The organism is Candidatus Anaeroferrophillus wilburensis, from assembly GCA_016934315.1.
Classification (GTDB): Bacteria; Desulfobacterota; Anaeroferrophillalia; order Anaeroferrophillales; family Anaeroferrophillaceae; genus Anaeroferrophillus; species Anaeroferrophillus wilburensis.
This window is the reverse complement of sequence record JAFGSY010000010.1, coordinates 44,149-64,145: the sequence shown is the minus strand read 5'-3', so window position 1 is coordinate 64,145 and position 19,997 is coordinate 44,149. Positions and strand designations below refer to the sequence as shown.

Sequence of the window (19,997 nt, the reverse complement as noted above, 5' to 3'; positions counted from 1 at the left end):
GTTGTTAGGAAGCCATTGAGAATAATACCGTGTTGCAACCAGCCAGCGAGGGGAGCATGCCAATGGGTAAAAAAATTCTTGTGGTCGATGATGAAGATAATATCCGCCTGCTGTACCAGGAAGAACTGGAAGAGGAAGGCTACCAGATAAGCACTGCCGCCACTGCTGAAGAAGCACTGGAAATCATCCCGGCCTTTCAGCCGGATTTAGTCATTATGGATATTAAGATGCCTGGCATGTCGGGGGTGGAGGCCTTAATCAAAATCAAGGAACAGAACCGGGAGCTGCCGGTTATTCTCTGTTCTGCTTATGGCGAGTATAAACAGGATTTCTCCACGTGGGCTTCGGATGCCTATGTGGTAAAGTCTGCCAATCTCGGCGAGCTCAAGGAGCATATCAAACATTTGTTGACCGGCCTGCCCCGGGAAAAGAGCTGAGCAACACACCGGCAAAGGCGTTGACAAGGAGCAGATTTTCTTGTACGAAGGATGTCTGCTCGCCTTGATTGGCGACGAGACCATAGTGCAGAGATGAGGGGGATTAGCTCAGCTGGGAGAGCGCCACGTTCGCAACGTGGAAGTCGAGGGTTCGAGTCCCTTATCCTCCACCAGAATTTTTCAAAAGACCCGCCCCGTTTCCGGGCGGGTCTTTTTTCTGGGCGACTGCCGGCCGGACCCATTTCACCACACCCACAGCCTGACTGGCAGCAGCAGCAAGGTGCGGCATAGTTCCCTCTTCACTGCCAAACTCATCCGACACCACATGCCTTCACTGTCAAAAAAACGACAAACATTGCTGATTTTCATGACATTTTCCGGCAAAAAATCGCCATGGCATCCCGTCTCTTGCATATAAAAAAACAGTCAATTCCCCGGCTCACAGTTGAGCAGATGCTCATTGGCTGCGGTTTTTTACCTTGGGAGACTCAGATTACGTGCTTTTTACAGAAAACGCCCAGAAAAACGGCAGACTATTTTTCAGCCAGCAACATTTCCTTTTTATTCATCCTTCTATGGTGTGTTTTTTGCAACTCTTTGCTATCCATGCTATACAACACACTACAGGGGACCCCTACCTGCAACGTCATGGCCCTGGCAAGGAGGCTGCACCATGAATAAAATCCATCACCTGGGTATCTGTTCACTGTTTTTACTGCTGGTCTTATTGACCGGCTGTCGCAGCTGGCTTCCCTGGCATCTCGGCAGCTCCAGCCACCAACCGGCATCGGTGACCCAGCCAGCGGCTGCCGCCGACCAGCCCGTTGAACCAGAACAAGACATCGCAAGCGCCGACGCCCCGAATGAAATAGTGGCTGCTGTGGGGATGGAATCTACTGCACCACCTTCTCCCATGGACCAGGCGGCAGATATGACCCAATTCATGGAGGACATCACCGCTGATCTGCTGCAATACTTTCTTGATCAGGAACTGATCAAGAATGCCGCCCTAAAGCAGGATTACCGCTTTCTTTACTCATCGTTTGTCGATCAAAGCAACTATGATGAAACTACACCACTGGGCAGGCTGCTGGGAGATGCCCTGGCAACCAACATCCAGAATGAAGGGTTCCAAGTCATAGAAATCCGACTCAGCAAAGCCATGAGGATACATAAGGAGTATGGCATTGTGGCCCTTTCCCAGGACCTGCAGAAACTTATGGATGAACATCAAGCCAGTTTCATCATCACCGGATCATACACCTTGACTCCGGTGGGAGTCTATGTCTCTGCTAAAATCATTGGCAAGACCTCGCAGATTATCTATTCCTCCGCCGGCCGCTGGCTGCCCCGAACAACGCTGATCGATTATCTGCTCAATTACCAGGAGCCCGTTATCAAAATAGAAGAGATGAACTGACATGCCGGCGAACAAAGAGATCAAGGCAGCTCGTGGCCAGCGAACCATGTTATTAGGTGCCATACTGCTCTCGCTGTTGCTCACAGCTACCCTCAGTGGCTGCCTCACCTCCGGGGAACTGAGCTATAGCGATTACCTGTATGAACGAACCTATAAAACCGGGGTCATTGCCGAACATCTGATCACCTCCCTGTCACCGCCACATAACAGTCATGATACGGTTATCGTGGTGACCTCGTTTGTCACTTTGGCTGACTTTTCCCAAACCAGCCATTTTGGCATGGTGATGGGGGAACAGATGTTGAGTCGGCTGGCTGCCCTCGGCTTTCGTGTCCGGGAAACCAGATTGAAGGACATTTTTTATCAGGGCAAGAACGGCGAGTTTGTTCTGACCCGTGAGTTTACCAGCTTGGCCCATGAAATGAAGGCAGATCTGGTGCTGGTGGGAACGTATATGGAAACCCGGAACAACGTCTTGATAAATACCAGACTGGTGGATTTTAAAAGCAACGAGGTGGTCAGCTCCTTTGATTGTCAACTGGCCAAAAACGAAGATATTATTGAGTTACTGGTTCATTAACGCCTGCTCTCCAGCGACCCCTTGTATCGTACCATCATCGCTTATCGACAACCAGTAGAGCTGCTTTTCAAATTCACCATCGGCAGTCAGTGACGTGCAGCCGGTCACCATCTCCAATGGCGGCAGGCTGCGAACGGCACTGATCACCTGCTGTGGGTCACTGGTATCGCCGGTGATTGCTTCACCGATCTCCTTGAGCAGGCAAACGGTGTCAAAACCGTAGGCATCGTAAAGAGAGGCTGGTTGAGCAAACATGGCCTGATAGCGATTCCGATAGCATACCAACCGCTCGGGAGCATCGCTGCCGGCATAAAAGGCATCAACAAACTGCACCCCTGCCACACCCGACTCTTTTTTGAGTTCATCATGGAGTTCATGCCAGCCACGGCTGCCAAAGATATGCACTCGGGTCATACCATAGTGGGCCAGTTGCGGCGCCAGCAGCCGCAGGCGGCGGGCATTGTCGGGAATCACCAGGAACTGCTCCGGCAATTGACATTCAGTTGCCGGTTTTTCCCCCTCCTCGACTGGTACCGGTAAGCAGTCGACAAGCAGACGACGGATGGGTATACCAAAATCGGTTGCCGAGGCCTGATAAGAAACCAGGCGAGAAGGGGCAAATCCAGCCCGACCGGCAGCGGCAGCAAAAAACTGGCTGAAGGTGCGGCCAAAAACCGTATCCGGATAGAAAACCGACGGCACCGTAACCGCCGCCCGGGAACTCATCAGCCGGGCCAGCTGTTCGGCCTGATTGCGGGATGTCAGAAAATGCTGAAAGACACCATGCTCCCCATTCACCAGGCCAGGCTGAGAACTGAGGAGAATAAGGGGAATCCCCAGGTCCAGTGTTTCACGGGCCACGGCACTGGCAACCGAACCAACTACCGGACCGACAAGCAGGGAAACGTGTTCCTTGACAGCCAGCTCATGTACCAGGGGAATGGCTGCATCAGCCAGGCCACCGGTATCCCGAACCAGCAAAACAATCTCCCGGACCAATGCGCCACCAGTCGCCTGTCCATAGACACTCAAAGCCAGTTCCATCCCTTTCAGGAACCGGCGGCCATAGGATGAAAAATCTCCTGACAACGGCAGCAGGCAGCCAACCCGCAGCAGCGACAGCTTTCCTGTTGGCAAGCCCCCCTCTTTCCCCGTCAAAAAACTCCTCTTCGCTGCCGATTGACCATCACGATCACCAACCATCGGCGGCGCAACAACCCTGACTCTCTCCCGAACAGCGGAAATTGCCGATGCCGGCGGGGGCATACAGAGGGAAATTCCCTCCAGACAAACAACCATAACTGCAAGAAGTAAAAGAAAGCGTCGGCAACGCATAGGATAAAAAATCACCTCTGAAATTTTCGAAAAACCCTTATTATGAGCTTGACATTAGATCGCCGCCACAGGCTGAACATCGGGCACAACAAGGGCGGGTATAATAGCTTGACACAGCAAGCCATGTTGGCACCTGCTTGTCATGATGATCTTTTGACGAAGCCAGCAACACTGTTTGACAGAAAAGATCATTTCTAGTACACCAAGACCATGAAAAAATGGCTCGACAACTATTTTATCATCACCGGCAACCATTCCACCATCAAGCGGGAGCTATATTCCGGCCTGACAACCTTTATCACGGTTGCCTATATTATCGTTGTCAATCCAGCCATCCTTGAAGTCGCCGGCATTCCCCGTGGACCATCGATGGTGGCCACCATTCTCAGCGCCGCGGTTGGCACCCTGCTCATGGGACTTTATGCCAAGCGTCCGTTTGTCATCGCCCCATACATGGGAGAAAACGCTTTCATCGCCTACACCGTCGTCAAGGTGCTTGGTTATTCGTGGCAAACCGCCCTGGGAGCCATTTTCATCGGCGGGGTATTATTTGTCCTGCTGACCCTGTTGAAAATCCGCTCCTGGTTTGTTCAGGCGATCCCCGCCTCGCTGAAATATGCCTTTGCCGTCGGCATCGGCTTCTTTCTCACCCTGATCGGCCTGGTCACCACCGGCCTGGTAACAGTCGGTGTTCCCGGTGCCCCGTTGACCGCAGGAACGTTCACCTCATCCACCTCGCTGCTGGCAATCGGCGGCTTTCTGCTGATCAGCACCCTGACAATCCGTAAAGTTCCCGGTGGCATTCTGCTCGGCATGACGGTCATCACTTTCCTTGGCTACTTGACCGGGATTACGCCGCTGCCGAAAACTTTTTTCAGCCCGCCACCGTCACTCGGGCCGATTTTTCTCCACCTCGATATTGCCGGGGCATGTACCTGGGGGTTTTTTTCGGTCATTTTGACCGTCTTCATCATGGATTTTGTTGATACCATGGGGACTCTTATTGGTCTCTCGGCCCGGGCCGGCATGCTGGACGAGCATGGCAACCTGCCGGAAATCGAGAAACCCATGCTGGCTGACGCCCTGGCAACGGTTGCCGCCGCCCTGTTGGGCACCACCACTACCGGCACCTTCATCGAATCCGCTGCCGGCATTGAAGCGGGAGGACGCACCGGACTGACAGCGGTAACTGCTGCCCTGCTTTTCCTCACCGGGCTGTTCTGCGCCCCCTTCATCACCTCCATCCCTGCCTATGCCTACGGACCAACCCTGATAGTGGTCGGCTCATTGATGATCAGCGCCATAGAGCATATAGACTTCCATGATTATACCGAATGGCTGCCCAGTTTCATCACCATCGTCCTGATGTGCTTTACCTACAATCTCGGCATCGGCATCACCGCCGGATTTATGGTCTATCCACTATTGAAGCTGCTGACCGGCAGGGTCCGGGAGGTACACCCGGGCATGTGGGGCCTCTTTGCCCTTGCTTCATTGTTTTATTGCTTTTTTCCTTTCCATGGCAGCTGAGGAAAAAAACGGCCTGTTATGGCCGCCCTTGATAAAAGGCAGGCTGGTAAGACGCTATAAACGTTTCCTGGCCGATGTTCAGCTGGAAAACGGTCAACTGGTTACCGCCCACTGCCCCAATTCCGGCCGTATGATCAGTTGCAGTGAACCAGGGCGCCCGGTTTATCTCTCCCGGGCCAACAATCCCAAGCGCCGCCTGCCCTACACCTGGGAGTTGATCGATATGCCGTCATCACTGGTCGGTGTTAACACCATCGTTCCCAACCGACTGGTAAAAAAAGCAATTATCGAGCACCAGATCCCCGAATTGGACGGCTATCTGATAATCAATAGCGAAGTACCCTACGGCCAGAATTCCCGTATTGATCTCCTGCTCAGCAATCCGGAACAGGAAAAACGCTGCTACGTTGAGATAAAAAATTGCACTTTAGTGGAAGATGGTCTGGCCATGTTTCCCGATGCCGTCACCAGCCGCGGCCTAAAACATCTGGTGGAACTGGAAAAACAGGTGGCAGAAGAGCAGCGGGGAATCATCTTCTTCCTCATCCAGAGAATGGATGCCCAACGTTTCCGACCGGCAGACCATATCGATCCAGCCTATGGCCGGCAACTGCGCCATGCCCGTGACCACGGAGTTGAACTAGTCATCTACGACGTCTTCATAGATACTAAACGGATAAGCATCGGCCATCCGCTGCCGGCCAGTTTCTAACTGAAGTCACCTAGTAGAGTCAGGCATCTTAAGAGCAGCGTTTACCAGCATATCCACCCTATCAGCTTCGTCAGTTTTCCCCCGCTTCCGGCACCCGCCGCAATACACTGCAGCTTTTTTTTGCAGTTCGCCGGCTGCCTGCCACCACTGTTCCGGTGTCAACCTGGCGCCCTGCAAGAGTTTGCAGAGGGACTGAATCCGGTAACGATCAAGGAACAAAACCGTACGGGAGAGTTGATCCTCATGTCCGCCGCGCTTGACAATCAACGGCTGCCGAACAAGAAAAATAGGGTGCTGTGCCGCAATTCTGAGCCACAGATCATAATCTTCGCAAGCTGGCAGCTGCTCGTCAAACAGGCCAACCAGATCGAAAAGCTCCCGTTTGATCATCACCGCCGAGGGACTGACAATACAGAGCGGCAGACACCGGGAAAAAATATGACCGGAGTACTTCCGGTGTATCTTACGCGGATTGACCCGCACACCCCGGCGCATCCAGATCTCTTCCGTCTGGCAGATCAGTGCCTGGGGATGGCGACGGAAAAAAGCTATCTGGTGGGCAAGCTTGTCAGGCAGCCAGAGATCATCCGAATCCAGCAAAGCGACAAACTGACCGCAGCTTTTACGGATCCCACGGTTGCGGGCCGCACTGACTCCTCGATTTTCCTTGGAAGAGAGCAGGGTACAACGATCACTGTAGGCCGCTACATGCTCTCTGGTCCCGTCGGTGGAACCATCATCAACAACAATGATCTCCAGCGGCCGGTAGGTCTGCTCAAGTACCGACTGCACCGCTTCAACAACCTGTGAGGAACGGTTAAAAGTCGGAATAATGACACTGACCAGAGGATTTTCTTCAGCTGCTGACGACCTCATCACACCCCACATAGCCCATGCTGTTTACCTAAACGCCGGCGGCAACCGGGAGAAGCGTCTGTAAGAGGCCGACGACAGCTGCATCAAAACCAACCCGTTCAGGAAAATTTTGTGCAAGAATTGTCACGGTGGCAAGAAAAGCTAATCTATTGACAAATGAACTACCGCTGAATATAGTAATTTCTATACTATTCATCCATATCTTGAAAGGGAGGATTACCATGAAGCATACCTGCAGTTCCCCGCCTAAAACAGCCGCACTATTCCTTGCCATGATATTCTGCCTGGCAGCACCAGCCTGGGCAGCACAGGATTCCACCCTGACGGCCAACATCACCTCTTTGGAGGCCTATAATATCTTAATGAAAACGGCAGATACCTATCTGGTAGATGTCAGAACCCCGGAAGAATATCAGCTTATCGGCCATGCCCCCATGGCTTACAATATTCCCTTCATGTTTCTCAGCGATGAATTCGTTGTCAAGGGAGATAAGTTCCGTGGTCAGACGGCCGGCAAAACCCGCTATCAGTATTATCTCAACCCCGATTTTATACGCGAAGTGGGCAAAAAATTCAAGAAAACCGACACACTGCTGGTCACCTGTCGCAGCGGCAACCGCAGCGTCCCGGCAGTCGATCTGCTGGTAAAAAGTGGTTTTACCAAGGTCTATAATATCAGCGACGGTTTTGAAGGGGATAAGTTTACCGGTCGGACGGAAACCGAAAAAGATCTGCTGCCTCAGTACAGCAGCTTTTATGGCCACCGCAATGTGGTCAATGGCTGGAAATTCTACGGACTTCCATATACCTATCACCTGGAACCAAAATATATCTACGGACCTCACATCAAAGATACGCCCTAACGTGACCTTGTTGGCCGCTCATCGCTTACCTCTGAAAAGACAGTACTATCCTGGCAAAAACAACAAGGGGGTATGGCTAAGCCATACCCCCTTTATATCCACATAACAGCACAGCCAAAGCTACAGGTTTTTGACAAATCCGGCCAGTACCCGGGCACCGAAGCCGGTTGCTCCGGGAGCAAAATACTTCCATTTCTTATTCACAAAGGAGGGGCCGGCAATGTCCAGATGCGCCCAGGGAAGCTCCGGCGGCACAAATTCCTGCAGAAAAAGGGCACCGCGGATGGTGCCGGCATAACGGTCACTGCCCACATTGGCCAAATCAGCAATATCCGATTTCAAGTCTTCCTTATAGCCTTGCTCCAGCGGCAGTTGCCAGAGCATCTCACCACAGTTCTCACCGGCTTTACACAGACGGTCGACAACCTTCTGTTCACCTAGGACCCCGGCAATGCGGGTTCCCAGAGCCACCAGGCAGGCACCGGTCAGCGTGGCGATATCAAGCAGATAGTCAGGGTTCAATTCAACCGCCCGCAAGATGCCATCGACCAGCACCAGACGCCCTTCGGCATCGGTATTTTTCACCTCCACCGAAGTGCCGTTTTTCATCACCAGAACATCGCCCGGCCGCTGGGCCCTGGCATCCGGCATATTTTCTGCCAGCACCACAATGCCGGTAACCGACACCGACGGTTTCAGCGCCGCAATAATCTCCATCGCCCCGATAACCGCGGCAGCACCAGCCATATCCCGTTTCATCTCTTCCATGGACGCCGAAGGCTTTAGCGATATCCCGCCGGAATCAAAGGTTATCCCTTTACCCACCAGAGCGACATGGAAACGACTTTCTCCTGCCGGGTGATACTGCAACTGGACCATCCGGGGCGGCCGTTCGCTCCCTCTGCCCACCGCCAGCAAACCGGCATACCCCTCACGCCGGAGACGGCTTTCATCCCAGACCTCCACTAACAAATCTGATCGTTTGGCTATGTCCAGACAGGCAGCAGTCAATTCCTCCGGCCCAAGATTGGCGGCCGGCTGATCAACCAGATGGCGCACCCGATTGACGGTCGCACATACCTTCTCCGTCCGCTGCAGATCAGCATTGATGGCAACGGCATCAAGGGCGCCGACAACAAAGGTGATCTCCGGCAGCAGGCTTTCCTCTCTGGCCTCTTTTTTAAAGGTGGCAAAACGGTAGCCGCCCAGCATGATCCCCTCCAGGGCTTTTTTATGAAACCCCAGGGCATCCGGGGCATCAAGGACCAAGGTAACCCCTGACAGCTTCATCTCCCGGGCAACGCCGAGGGCCTGGGCAGCGGCAGCCTTCACCGACTCCCAGATATTCAGGGGGGAAAACGACTGCAGGGGGATCAGGTAGTCACCAGAGGAAAGGTCCTCACCCGCAACAAAAACCGCCTTTTTGATCTCCTTACGAGCCAGCACGTCACGCAGCTTCAAAAGCCGGTCATCGGCAGCAAAAAACTGCCGGTCATCAGCCAACAGATAAACCCGTAATTCCTGCCGGTCAAGCGGCACCGCTGACCTAACCTGCCATTGCATAGTACTATCCATACCTCAGTTCCTTCCCGCCACCAGGAATCCCGGCGCCCGGTACACGGCCAAACTCCCTCTGGAACATTATGCCGGGAGCAGTGGTTTGCGCTGATTAATCACGCTTCTACTTGCCATTGATCCACCAAGCTTCATCCTCATCCTCAAACCACCAGGCTGACCAATCTGTCTTTAAAATCACATGCGCCAGCTTGATGCCGGCTTCCGTTTGCAGCCGTTTGATAACAAGCGGAATCCAGTCAGCCGAATATTTATTGCCCAAATCCTGACATTCGCGCAGCAGCAACAATAACTCAAGCTGATCGGCATCGTTGGCCAGCCGGGATTCCTGTGACTTCCCCTCATTGAACTCGGCAAAAAGGACGGCCATCTCCTGACCGAAAAAAAGCGGCCGGGAGATATCTTTCATGGCCCTTTCTTCATTGGACTGAACATACTTTTTATTGACATAATTGAGGTCGCCGGTACGCGACTCCACCAGATCATGGAAAAGACACATCTTCAGCAGCCGGCCTTCATCAACATCATCCGTCAATTGGGCCAGGACAAAACCAATGTACACCGTGCGGCAGATATGCTCGGCAACCGACTCATTGCCCGAACCCAAAAACTGCAGGCCACTGCGGGGCGTCCTCTTCAGCATGCCCACTTCAAAAAGAAATTTCGCTATCTTATCCATGCCTGCCTTAAAAAATTTTCAGTGCCTCGATTTCCCGCAGCCGGGCTAACACCATATGTTTTTTCAACTGGCCCGCTTCATACTTCATCTCATCACCATCCTCAAGGGCCGCGGCAATCTCCCCCTCTAGCTGATCCAGGGCGGCAGCCAGCTTTGCATAGGATTCCTGCAGCTGCTCGGTAACCTGCCCCAACTCCTCGTCAACTTCCGCCAGCAGGGACGGCATCCATTGTTCGTCATCAACCTGATCAGGAAGAAGGTTTTCATCCTCTAGACGCTGTCCTTTTTTTCCCTGCTGGTCTGCCATTCATCACTCCCCTGTCAGGATATAAAAAAAGCGGCCGGCAGCCACTCAATCACCGGCTCGCCAGCTGTTGGTTTGCTGATTGCCACCACATCGAACCGAACATCTGTACTCCATTGCCGCGCAGCAATATACCACGTGGCACTACGGATAATTTTTCTCTGCTTGGCAAGCGCCACTGCTTCCTGTGGCTGGCCAAAGGCCGTCGACCGTCTGGTTTTCACTTCACAGAATACCAGACAGTCGCCATCCTGGGCAATGAGGTCAATTTCACCTAAGGGACATCGGAAGTTCCGCTCCACAATCCGCAGCCCCCGTTCTTCAAGATAGACTGCCGCCAGCCCCTCTCCCCATTGTCCCAACCGCTGGTTTGCCCCCGCCGGTTTAGACCTGATCTTCTTCATGGCTTCACTTTAAACGTTCGGCGGTGAACCGGGGAAAGCCCCCACACTCCCACTGCCTGGCGGTGTGCAACAGTGCCATACCCCTTATGCCGGTCAAAACCATATTCAGGGTAGCAGCGGTGATAGTAGGCCATGATCCGGTCACGAACAACTTTGGCAAGGATGGAGGCGGCAGCAACAGCCTGGCAACGGGCATCACCTTTCACCAAAGCATACTGGCACAAAGACAAAGGGAGCCGCTGACAGCCATCGACCACCACCAGATCCGGATACAGGTGCATCCGGCTGACCGCCCTGCCCATGGCCAGAAAGGTCGCCTGAAGGATATTCAGGCGGTCAATATCAACGGCACCGACCACCCCGATACCATAGGTAATCGCATTGCTGACGATCATATGAAAAAGCTCCTCCCTCCGTGTGAAGGAAAGAGCTTTTGAATCTTTAACCCCAGCTAATGTCGTTGCTGCCGGCAATACCACCGCAGCTGCCACCACCGGCCCGGCCAGCGGACCACGCCCCACCTCATCAACCCCGGCCACCAAAGGGTAACCGAGATGGTTGAAACACCTCTGAAGTCCCCTTAGTGAGGCAGTCATCGTCTCTCTACACCACCCTGGTACGAAAAGAGCAATAAACGGCAAACAGCAACTTCGAGAGGCAGGCCGGCAAGCAAAAGAAGCTACCTGATGGTTCTGATTCGAGCAGCTTTGCCTTGCAGTTTCCGCATGTAGTACAGTTTTGCCCGTCGTACCCGACCACGCGATACCAGTTCAAGCCGATCAATCATGGGAGAATGCATCGGGAACGTCCGTTCAACTCCAATGCCGCCGGAAACTTTGCGGACGGTAAAGGTTTCACGATTTGATTCACCCTGACGGCGGAGGACAAACCCCTGGAAGACCTGGATTCTTTCCTTTTCTCCCTCACGAATCTTAACGTGTACCTTCACCGTATCACCAGCTTTGAACGGTGGGATATCCAACCGCAAAAAATCCTGTTCAATCTGTGCTATCTGATTCATTATGCTAACCTTTCCTCACAACATGTCCACCAGTCAAGACTGGCTGATAAAACAACATGATCCACGTGCAACATTATAACAACAAGCTACATCACGCCTGATGATGTTATGCTCTACCTGCTCTCCGGTCGTCTGGCCAGCAGTCGGTCAAACATAATCGCTGCGGCAGCCCTGACCGGCAGGTGGTTGTACCCTCTATCCGGCTCAATCGGTTCCAAAAGATAATCCACGGTTGCCAGCAATCGGCCGCTGATCCCCCAGGAGGTGCCCAGCAACAGCAGATACCGTCCGGCTTGCCTTTCCAAAAGTTGGCGCAGGCCGGCAAAACTTATGGTTGTCCCGATTTTCTTCGCACTGGTGGCTACCGTAAAGACCTCGCCATCAGTCTGCTTCGCCACGCTCTCGACAACCTCACCAAGGCTGTGCGCCAACCTGATGCAAGACAATGCCAGGCGTCGATCAGGATTATGGCGGCCTCCATGGCCATCCGTCCAATGGGTGACAATGTCTCTGACCAACTGCTGCTGCTCAGGAATCGGCGTGACAATCCACACCTCACCGGCACCATATGTGCATGATATCCTGGCCAGATCATGGAGGTCAAGATTGGTTACCGCCGAGGTAATCTCGTTGCCTGCCTTATCGACAACCGGGTAGTGGAGAAGCACCAAGGAAACAGAACCATTCATCACGACTGTTTGCCGTTCTCCCGTTCCCTTTCCCAGCGGGCAACCAACTCCATTTCCTCAGCTGAAAGCCGTGCCGTCGACAGCAGATCCGGCCGGCGGCAAAACGTCCGCCAGAGAGCCTGCGTGCGACGCCATTGGCTGATCTGCTCATGGTGTCCAGAACGCAACACCTCCGGGACCACCAAACCATCATAGTCAGCCGGCCGGGTGTAGTGCGGATATTCCAGCAACGGCGAAAAGCTCTCTTCGGCCAGTGAATCGGCAGAACCAAGCACCCCGGGCAACAACCGCACAACAGTGTCAATTATCACCATTGCCGGCAATTCGCCGCCAGTCAGGACATAATCGCCAATGCTGATCTCCTGATCCACAAAAGCGCGTATCCGCTCATCAACGCCTTCATAGTGGCCACAGAAGAAAATCAGTTGCCTTTCACCGGCCAGCTCACCGGCCAGCTTCTGGGTCAGCTGCGTTCCCTGAGGTGAAGTCAGGATGACTTTTCCCGGGCCGCCCTTCCCCTTGATTGCTGTAATAGCCCGGATTGCCGGCTCCGGCCGCATGACCATCCCTGCCCCGCCCCCATAAGGGTAATCGTCCACCACCCGATGGCGATCATGACAGTAGTCCCTGAGGTTGTGGACCTTCAGGTCAAGAAGTCCCCGGTCAATAGCCCGCCTGATCATGCTCTCGGCAAACGGCGAATCGAACATCCTGGGAAAGATCGTCACCACATCGATCTGCAACATGACAGAGCTATTCACCTTCCTGCAGATTCTGCAGATCAACAACCATGCACCTTGCCTCAAGATCAATACTGACAATGAACGGAGCGGCGGCCGGGACAAGAACCTCCGCCATACCAGCCTGCCCACGAATACAGTAGACATCGTGGGCTCCGGTCTGCATTATTTCATCCAGCGTACCAAGAACCGTACCAGCCGTATCTTTGACGGTCAGCCCCAACAGTTGGAAATGATAATACTCATCATCAGCCAAAGTTGGTAGATTCTCAGCCCTGACAACTACTTCCGCCGGGATCAGGGATTGGACTGCATTGACATCAGCATAGCCATCGAGGTGAAAAATATAGCCGCCGCTCACCGGTCGTCCACCGGCAAGGGTGACCGGCACCAGACGACCGCCGGGAAGCCGCAGATGAACCCCGGGAAGCGTCAGATTTTCAAGCGATTCCCCCAGCAGCACCACCTTCACATCACCACGCAGGCCATGGGACTTGACAATCTTTCCCAGCACCAGCCAGGAATCAGCCATTACTCAACAATCTCTAAAATGGTTTTCTTGCCCAACTTCGCCGAGGTTGCCCCCATGATCGTTCGCATCGCTCGCGCTGTTTTACCTTGTCGGCCGATGACCTTGCCCAAATCACTCTTGGCAACCGACAACTCGATCACGGTAGCATTTTCACCCTCGACTTCGGTGACTTTCACCTCTTCAGGATTATCAACCAGGGCTTTGGCAAGATATTCGATCAAATCTTTCAGCATGGCTCTTCCTCCATTGATCTCTCGGAGCTGGCCAACCGGCTCCCTTGAGGATAGCGTGGACCGTGGCACCCTTGCGGAGATGGGACGCCGGACCACCAGCCTTACCCCTCACCCCTCAGGAACAGCGGCCTATTCCTGATTACCGGCAGACTGCGCCCGCTTGATCAGGTTGGCAACCGTCGTCGTAGGCGTTGCACCCTGCCCCAACCAATAGTTGACCTTGTCTTCCTTCAGGACAACTTCACTGGGGTTTTTACAGGGGTCGTAGGTTCCCACCACTTCGATAAAACGCCCGTCACGGGGAGCTTGGGAATCGGCCACTACTATCCGGTAAAAAGGTTTTTTCTTTGCACCTTTACGGGTCAATCTGATTCGCACTGCCATTCGCTCTGTTCTCCTTTTTCAGGGAAATACCCTTACTGTAAAAGTTTTTTCAATCCTTTGGGACCCATTTTATTGAATGTTTTCATCATTTTTTTCATTTCCAGATAATTTTTCAGCAATCGGTTGATATCCTGCACGGTGGTGCCGCTGCCAGCAGCAATACGCTTACGACGACTGCCGTTAATGAGCCGGTAATCCTGGCGCTCCTTGGCGGTCATGGAATTGATAATCGCCTCAACCCTGCTCAACTCCTTATCATGCTGACCATCCTCAACCAGATCTTTTACTTTACCCAGACCGGGGATCATTTTCAGCAGACCACCCATCGAGCCCATCTTTTTAATCTGCTGCAACTGGGTGCGAAAGTCTTCAAAATTAAAATCATTTTTCTTGAGTTTTTGCGCCAGCGCAGCGGCGTTTTTTTCATCAACAACTTCCTGGGCCCGTTCAATGAGGGTCAGGACATCACCCATTCCCAAAATCCGGGAAGCCATGCGATCGGGATAAAAGACATCCAGGGCGTTGAGCTTCTCCCCTTCACCGACAAACTTGATTGGCTTGCCGGTCACGGCGTTAATCGAGAGGGCTGCGCCGCCGCGGGCGTCACCGTCAAGCTTGGTCAGCACTACCCCGGTGATATCGAGCAAGTCGTGAAACGATTTGGCTATCGTTACCGCCTCCTGGCCAGTCATAGAATCGGCAACCAAGAGAATTTCCTGCGGCTTCACTGCCCCTTTCATTCGCTCGAGCTCAGCCATCAACTGTTCATCGATATGCAACCGACCGGCAGTATCAATTATAAGGACATCAATCCCATGGTCTTTACCGTAATGCAACGCATCCCGGCTGATGTCAACAGGATCCTGGCCGGCATGCGACGAAAAAACCGGAATATCGATCTGCTTGCCAAGACTTTGCAACTGGTCAATGGCCGCCGGCCGATAAACGTCTGCCGGCACCAGCAAAACCGACTTTTTTTCCCTCTTTTTCAGATGCAGGGCCAGTTTGCCACTGGTGGTTGTTTTCCCTGACCCCTGGAGACCTACCATCATGATCACCACCGGGGGGGCTGCCGCCAGATCGAGGGGGACACCAACACCGCCCATCAGGGAAACCAGCTCATCGTGAACAATCTTGACAAATTGCTGGGCCGGAGTCAGGCTCTGGAGAACCTCCTGCCCCATGGCCCGCTCACGCACAGCCTTAACAAACTGCTTGACCACTACGAAGTTGACATCAGCTTCCAGCAACACCATCCGGACATCCCGGAGCGCTTCCTTGATGTTCTCTTCGGTCAGCCGGCCATGTCCGCGCAGCTTCTTAAAACTTAGCTCTAACTTATCTGATAATGATTCAAACATAGCGTTCCACAGACACTTCCCCCAGAATAATGAAGCCTGCGATGATACCTCAAGGAAATGGAAAAGTCAAGGGCGGGGAAATGATAAAAATCACTCTGGGAAAACCCCGGTTAACACCCTTTCAGCAACGTTCCAGCTTCGCATAACGCAAGGATATTTTCTTGCGCCCACGATCACGAAAGATAATAACCAGCTTCAGGTCATCGCCATGACCCTCTCTGGCAGCCACCACTCCGGGGCCAAAAACCCCATGAATCACCTTGCAGCCAACCGGAAACCCGGCATTGGAAGAGGAATCACCCGGCGAAACCTTTTTGGCCGGCGCCGGTTTTACTCCGCTGCTTTGCTGATGTTCCCGGACCCTTTTCCCACCATGGGTTGGACCTGAAGCCGCATCCTCCTGCTGAATAAGCTGACGGGGAATATCAAACAAAAAACGAGATGGCTTATTGTCACTTCGGACCCCCTGGAATTGACGACTACGGCTGGCAACCAGGTAGAGCTTCTCCCGGGCCCTGGTCATCCCCACATAGCACAACCGACGCTCCTCTTCCATCTCGGCATCCCGATTGTAGCATTTGCGATTTGGAAACAGGCCTTCCTCCATTCCAGCCATGAAAACAACCGGGAATTCAAGCCCTTTAGCGCTGTGGAGCGTCATCAGGGTTACCCGTGACTGCTCCGGCGCACTGCGGTCAACCTCGCTGATCAAAGCCACCGACTCCAGATAGTTGGCCAGCAATGGCTGACTTTCATTGCTTTCCCAGGTTACAATGGAATTGAAGAGTTCGGCGATATTCTCCTTTTTTCCCTCATACAAATGGGCACCAGAACCCCGCTGCAGCCAGGCAGAATAGTCGGTTTTGGCAATGATATCCTGCAGCAGTGCACTGATTGTCCCCTCTTCCTGCCGGCGCCATTCCTGAACCTGCTGGACAAAAGCAACCAGCGCCTGCTTGCTTTTCCCGGCTGACGCCGAATCCGCCACCCACAACTCCAATGCCTGCCAAAGAGAACACCCCTGCGCTAACGCCAGTTCCTTAAGACTCTCTACCGTTTTTTTCCCCACCCCCCGGGCGGGAACGTTGATAACCCGTAACAGACTGACACTATCTTTGACATTATTAACCACCCGCAGGTAGGCCAGCAGATCCTTTACTTCAGCCCGATCATAAAACCGGAAACCACCAACGATAACATAGGGAATCCCCTGTCGGCTAAGGACTTCCTCCAATACCCGGGACTGGGCGTTGGTACGGTAAAAAATAGCATGGTCGGCCAAATCCCGCTCCTGCCCCCTTATTTTACCGATAATAAAGCGGGCTTCATCGTATTCATCGGCAGCCACATGCAGACTGATCAACGCTCCAGTCTCATTGCGGGTCCACAAATCCTTTCCTTTCCGTTGCCGGTTATGAGAGATAACCCCGTTGGCGGCTTCAAGGATATTCTGGGTGGAACGATAGTTCTCTTCGAGACGGACAACCAAGGCAGCAGGATAATCAGCTTCAAAATCAAGAATATTTTTCAGCCGCGCCCCCCGCCAGCTGTAGATCGACTGATCATCATCACCAACCACGCAGAGGTTGCCACGTTTTTCAACCAGCATCCTCAGCAAACGGTACTGAACCTCATTGGTATCCTGATACTCATCGACCAGCAGATAGTGGAAACGTTCCTGATACTCCGCCAAAACGTCAGGACATTGGGAAAAAAGTTTAATCGTCTTAAGATGGAGATCGCCAAAATCGAGGGCATCGTTGTGCTGCAGCTGCTGCTGATAGGCGGTATAAATTCCGGCGATGGTCTCTTCCTGCCAGGTCGATGCCCGGCGGCTGAAATCATCGGCATCGAGAGCCTTGTTCTTGGCATCATTGATAACCGCCCGCACCACTTCCGGTTTAAGGCTCACTTCTGAAAGATTATGTTTCTTAAAAACCTCCTTGATAATACTCAGCTGATCCTTGTCATCATAGATGACAAACCGTTCACTGAAACCAAGACGGCCGATATGACGGCGCAAAATACGGGCACATGTAGCATGAAAGGTATTGATCCAGAGTTTGCCAGCGGCCGGGCCAACCATCCGGTGAACCCGCTCACGCATCTCTCCAGCTGCTTTATTGGTGAAGGTAACCGCCATGATGGATGCCGGTTCAATCCCTACAACACCGATCATATAGGCAATCCGGTGGACAATAACCCTGGTCTTGCCGCTCCCCGCTCCCGCCAGAATGAGCAACGGCCCAGTGCACTTTCTTACCGCCTCCCGCTGGCCGGGATTGAGACCGGCCAGAACAGTCTCCGGATCGGCTGCATATCCTGTCCGACTCATGGCCACCATCAGGCCACCTCATCCGGCACTGTTTTTCCCTGCAGTTCTCTGCCCAGCAATGAACGGTTGTAGGCAGAAATAATGTCCTGCCGGGAAACCATGCCAATTATTTGCCGAGCGTTATCGACGGCCACTACCGGCAAATAGTCAATATTGCGATAGCCGATTTTTTTCAGTGCCAGATCTAGATTGTCGCCGGCGGTGACGGTCACCACCCGGGGGGTAGCCAATTCTTTGGCCACCAACAACTCTTCAAGACCCTGCTCGTAAACCAGCTCGCGAATATCCTGGATACTAAGAATGCCGCTTATCAAACCAGCCTTATCAACCACCGGAAAGGTCGTATTGCGGGAACGGGGCAAAAATTGCAGAATAGTCTTCAGCTTCATATCCTCCGGAATAGTCTCAATGGGACCGGAGGTCATAATATCACCAACCGTGATGGAACGCAGGAGGTTCACCTCCCGGCCGCCTTCCAAATGGATACCCTCCCGGGCCAGACCAAAGGTATCGATTCCTTCCCGTTCCAGGCTGCGGGCGATGACGGTGCCGATCACCGTGGCAAACATGGCCGGCAGAATGATCTGGTATTTGCTGGTCAACTCATAGGCCAGAAAAATTGCCGTCATCGGAGCATGGGTAACCGCTGACAGAAAGGCCCCCATAGCCACCACGGCGTAACCGTCATAGTTGACCACCACGCCGGGCAGCAGCATATTGCCAAGCTGGCCACAGGTTTCGCCGATCATGGTACCGATAAAAAGAATCGGGGCAAACAAACCACCGGCGCCTCCAGAGCCCAAGGTAATGGAGGTAGCCAGCATCTTGGTGAAAATCAACGGCAAGACAACATGCCACAACGTCGGCTGTCGCAGCACTTCCCCCATATAATGGTAGACATCACCCATCACCTGCGGGTGAACCAAGCCGATAACCCCCACCAGAAAACCGCCCAGGATTGGTTTGCTCCAGCGAGGCAGCTTGAGCTGCTGGAAAAAATCCTGAACCCGGTAAAAAAAGCGGATAAACAGCACCGCCAGAAAACCGATGATCACCCCCATGACGATGTAATTGATCAGTTCCAGATGGCTTCCGAGGGAAAACGCCGGCACCGAAAAAAAAGCCGCCTCACCAAATACCACCCGGGTAAACACAACGGCAGTGGCCGATGAGATGACAATGGGCGCAAAAATGGCCAGATCAAGCTGACCCATCATGATAATTTCGAGGGCAAAGAACACCCCGGCAATGGGGGCATTGAAAGTCGCGGCGATGCCACCGGCTACGCCACAGGCAATCAGCAGCTTGATCCTGGCCGCGCCCATGGAAAACAACTGCCCCACCGTATATCCGAGGGTGCCGCCAATCGTGACAATGGGACCCTCCTGGCCAGCGGAACCACCGGTGCCGATGGTTATGGCCGGGGCAATCATCTTGATAAAAATATTTCTCTTCTTCAGCGACCCACCGCCCAGATTGACGGCTTTGAGAAAGTTTGGCAGGCTGTAACCGGAAACCTGGCCGGGGAACAACATCTCCAGAGGAATCAGCAGGGCACCGCCGATCATCGGCAGCAAGGGCAGCAACAACCAGCGCCATCCACCTGCACCGATATCCAGGGCGTCAAAGCCGGTCATAAAAATATATTCATGACACAACTCGATGGATTTGCGCAGCCCGAGGTTTCCCAGACCGCTCAGCAGTCCGATAACCATGGCCAGAAAAATAAGAAAGTAATTTTCCGACACGGATAATCGACGCTTGAGCCGTACCACCAGATTCTGCATATGAGTAAGAAATGTACGATAGGTCATCAATAGAAACAAAAGCAGGTAATAATTTTGCCGGGAACCAAGCCGGGAAGAATAGTCGGAAACGGGGACGCCTGTCAATGAAAAGGGGAATCAAGTGCACATTCGCCCAGAAGGGAATTACTCACTTTCCACATAATGCAATGATACACAACATCTGAAGCCAGGGTGCCATG

Annotated in this window: 23 protein-coding genes and 1 tRNA gene; 7 read left to right on the top strand and 17 right to left on the bottom strand. The window is 53.2% G+C overall.

Annotated elements, in window-relative coordinates; genetic code table 11:
* The first annotated feature begins 62 nt into the window (after positions 1-62).
* The 4 genes from JXO50_02005 (at position 63) to JXO50_01990 (ending at position 2,437) form a co-directional block, all read left to right on the top strand.
* A complete protein-coding gene (locus JXO50_02005) occupies positions 63-437 on the top strand; it encodes a response regulator (protein MBN2331857.1) in 375 nt (124 codons plus the stop codon).
* Positions 438-534: 97 nt separating this feature from the next.
* Positions 535-610: transfer RNA gene (locus JXO50_02000), tRNA-Ala, on the top strand.
* 500 nt (positions 611-1,110) lie between these two features.
* Entirely contained in the window at positions 1,111-1,857 is a 747-nt protein-coding gene (locus JXO50_01995) for a hypothetical protein (GenBank protein ID MBN2331856.1), read from the top strand.
* A gap of 1 nt (position 1,858) precedes the next feature.
* The gene (locus JXO50_01990; GenBank protein ID MBN2331855.1) at positions 1,859-2,437 is read left to right on the top strand and encodes a hypothetical protein; all 579 of its coding nucleotides are present in this window, start codon (positions 1,859-1,861) and stop codon (positions 2,435-2,437) included.
* Here the strand turns inward: JXO50_01990 and JXO50_01985 are convergent.
* The gene (locus JXO50_01985; protein MBN2331854.1) at positions 2,423-3,703 is read right to left on the bottom strand and encodes a penicillin-binding protein activator; all 1,281 of its coding nucleotides are present in this window, start codon (positions 3,701-3,703) and stop codon (positions 2,423-2,425) included. The genes JXO50_01990 and JXO50_01985 overlap by 15 nt on opposite strands.
* 279 nt (positions 3,704-3,982) lie before the next feature.
* On the opposite strand from JXO50_01985, the gene JXO50_01980 reads away from it, so the two are divergent.
* Positions 3,983-5,302: an NCS2 family permease gene (locus JXO50_01980; protein ID MBN2331853.1), complete on the top strand. Its 1,320-nt coding sequence runs from the start codon at positions 3,983-3,985 to the stop codon at positions 5,300-5,302.
* Positions 5,292-6,014, top strand: a complete 723-nt coding sequence (gene sfsA, locus JXO50_01975; protein MBN2331852.1) for a DNA/RNA nuclease SfsA — start codon at positions 5,292-5,294, stop codon at positions 6,012-6,014. Before JXO50_01980 ends, sfsA begins: the two co-directional genes overlap by 11 nt.
* Positions 6,015-6,020: 6 nt before the next feature.
* On the opposite strand, the gene JXO50_01970 is transcribed toward sfsA, so the two are convergent.
* Entirely contained in the window at positions 6,021-6,890 is an 870-nt protein-coding gene (locus tag JXO50_01970; protein MBN2331851.1) for a glycosyltransferase, read from the bottom strand.
* 28 nt (positions 6,891-6,918) lie between these two features.
* Positions 6,919-7,086, bottom strand: a complete 168-nt coding sequence (locus JXO50_01965) for a hypothetical protein (GenBank protein ID MBN2331850.1) — start codon at positions 7,084-7,086, stop codon at positions 6,919-6,921.
* A gap of 25 nt (positions 7,087-7,111) precedes the next feature.
* On the opposite strand from JXO50_01965, the gene JXO50_01960 reads away from it, so the two are divergent.
* Positions 7,112-7,753 (top strand): sulfurtransferase, encoded by a 642-nt coding sequence (locus JXO50_01960; protein ID MBN2331849.1) that lies wholly within the window; start codon positions 7,112-7,114, stop codon positions 7,751-7,753.
* A 120-nt stretch (positions 7,754-7,873) separates the two neighbouring features.
* Here the strand turns inward: JXO50_01960 and JXO50_01955 are convergent, their stop codons facing one another.
* The 14 genes from JXO50_01955 to JXO50_01890 form a co-directional block, all read right to left on the bottom strand.
* Positions 7,874-9,328 (bottom strand): leucyl aminopeptidase, encoded by a 1,455-nt coding sequence (locus JXO50_01955; GenBank protein MBN2331848.1) that lies wholly within the window; start codon positions 9,326-9,328, stop codon positions 7,874-7,876.
* Between the two features lie 106 nt (positions 9,329-9,434).
* Complete coding sequence (locus JXO50_01950) at positions 9,435-10,007, bottom strand: HD domain-containing protein (GenBank protein MBN2331847.1); 573 nt, start codon at positions 10,005-10,007, stop codon at positions 9,435-9,437.
* Positions 10,008-10,014: 7 nt separating this feature from the next.
* Positions 10,015-10,314 (bottom strand): hypothetical protein, encoded by a 300-nt coding sequence (locus JXO50_01945; protein MBN2331846.1) that lies wholly within the window; start codon positions 10,312-10,314, stop codon positions 10,015-10,017.
* A gap of 14 nt (positions 10,315-10,328) precedes the next feature.
* Positions 10,329-10,715, bottom strand: coding sequence for a YraN family protein (locus JXO50_01940; protein MBN2331845.1), 387 nt, complete (start codon positions 10,713-10,715; stop codon positions 10,329-10,331).
* Positions 10,712-11,311: a ribonuclease HII gene (locus JXO50_01935; GenBank protein ID MBN2331844.1), complete on the bottom strand. Its 600-nt coding sequence runs from the start codon at positions 11,309-11,311 to the stop codon at positions 10,712-10,714. The genes JXO50_01940 and JXO50_01935 overlap by 4 nt, the downstream gene beginning before the upstream one ends.
* A gap of 83 nt (positions 11,312-11,394) precedes the next feature.
* Complete coding sequence (gene rplS / locus JXO50_01930) at positions 11,395-11,739, bottom strand: 50S ribosomal protein L19 (protein ID MBN2331843.1); 345 nt, start codon at positions 11,737-11,739, stop codon at positions 11,395-11,397.
* 110 nt (positions 11,740-11,849) lie between these two features.
* On the bottom strand, positions 11,850-12,425 hold the full coding sequence (locus JXO50_01925) for an RNA methyltransferase (GenBank protein MBN2331842.1): 576 nt from the start codon (positions 12,423-12,425) through the stop codon (positions 11,850-11,852).
* Positions 12,425-13,171 carry a tRNA (guanosine(37)-N1)-methyltransferase TrmD gene (gene trmD, locus JXO50_01920; protein ID MBN2331841.1) on the bottom strand — a complete coding sequence of 249 codons (747 nt, stop codon included), beginning with the start codon at positions 13,169-13,171 and terminating at the stop codon, positions 12,425-12,427. The genes JXO50_01925 and trmD overlap by 1 nt, the downstream gene beginning before the upstream one ends.
* A 7-nt stretch (positions 13,172-13,178) precedes the next feature.
* A complete protein-coding gene (rimM, locus tag JXO50_01915) occupies positions 13,179-13,697 on the bottom strand; it encodes a 16S rRNA processing protein RimM (protein ID MBN2331840.1) in 519 nt (172 codons plus the stop codon).
* On the bottom strand, positions 13,697-13,930 hold the full coding sequence (locus tag JXO50_01910; protein MBN2331839.1) for a KH domain-containing protein: 234 nt from the start codon (positions 13,928-13,930) through the stop codon (positions 13,697-13,699). The genes rimM and JXO50_01910 overlap by 1 nt, the downstream gene beginning before the upstream one ends.
* A 129-nt stretch (positions 13,931-14,059) precedes the next feature.
* A complete protein-coding gene (rpsP, locus tag JXO50_01905) occupies positions 14,060-14,314 on the bottom strand; it encodes a 30S ribosomal protein S16 (GenBank protein ID MBN2331838.1) in 255 nt (84 codons plus the stop codon).
* 32 nt (positions 14,315-14,346) lie between these two features.
* Positions 14,347-15,675 carry a signal recognition particle protein gene (gene ffh, locus JXO50_01900; GenBank protein MBN2331837.1) on the bottom strand — a complete coding sequence of 443 codons (1,329 nt, stop codon included), beginning with the start codon at positions 15,673-15,675 and terminating at the stop codon, positions 14,347-14,349.
* A 121-nt stretch (positions 15,676-15,796) separates the two neighbouring features.
* Entirely contained in the window at positions 15,797-18,019 is a 2,223-nt protein-coding gene (locus JXO50_01895; protein ID MBN2331836.1) for a UvrD-helicase domain-containing protein, read from the bottom strand.
* Entirely contained in the window at positions 18,019-19,824 is a 1,806-nt protein-coding gene (locus tag JXO50_01890; protein MBN2331835.1) for a chloride channel protein, read from the bottom strand. Before JXO50_01890 ends, JXO50_01895 begins: the two co-directional genes overlap by 1 nt.
* Positions 19,825-19,997 lie beyond the last annotated feature (173 nt).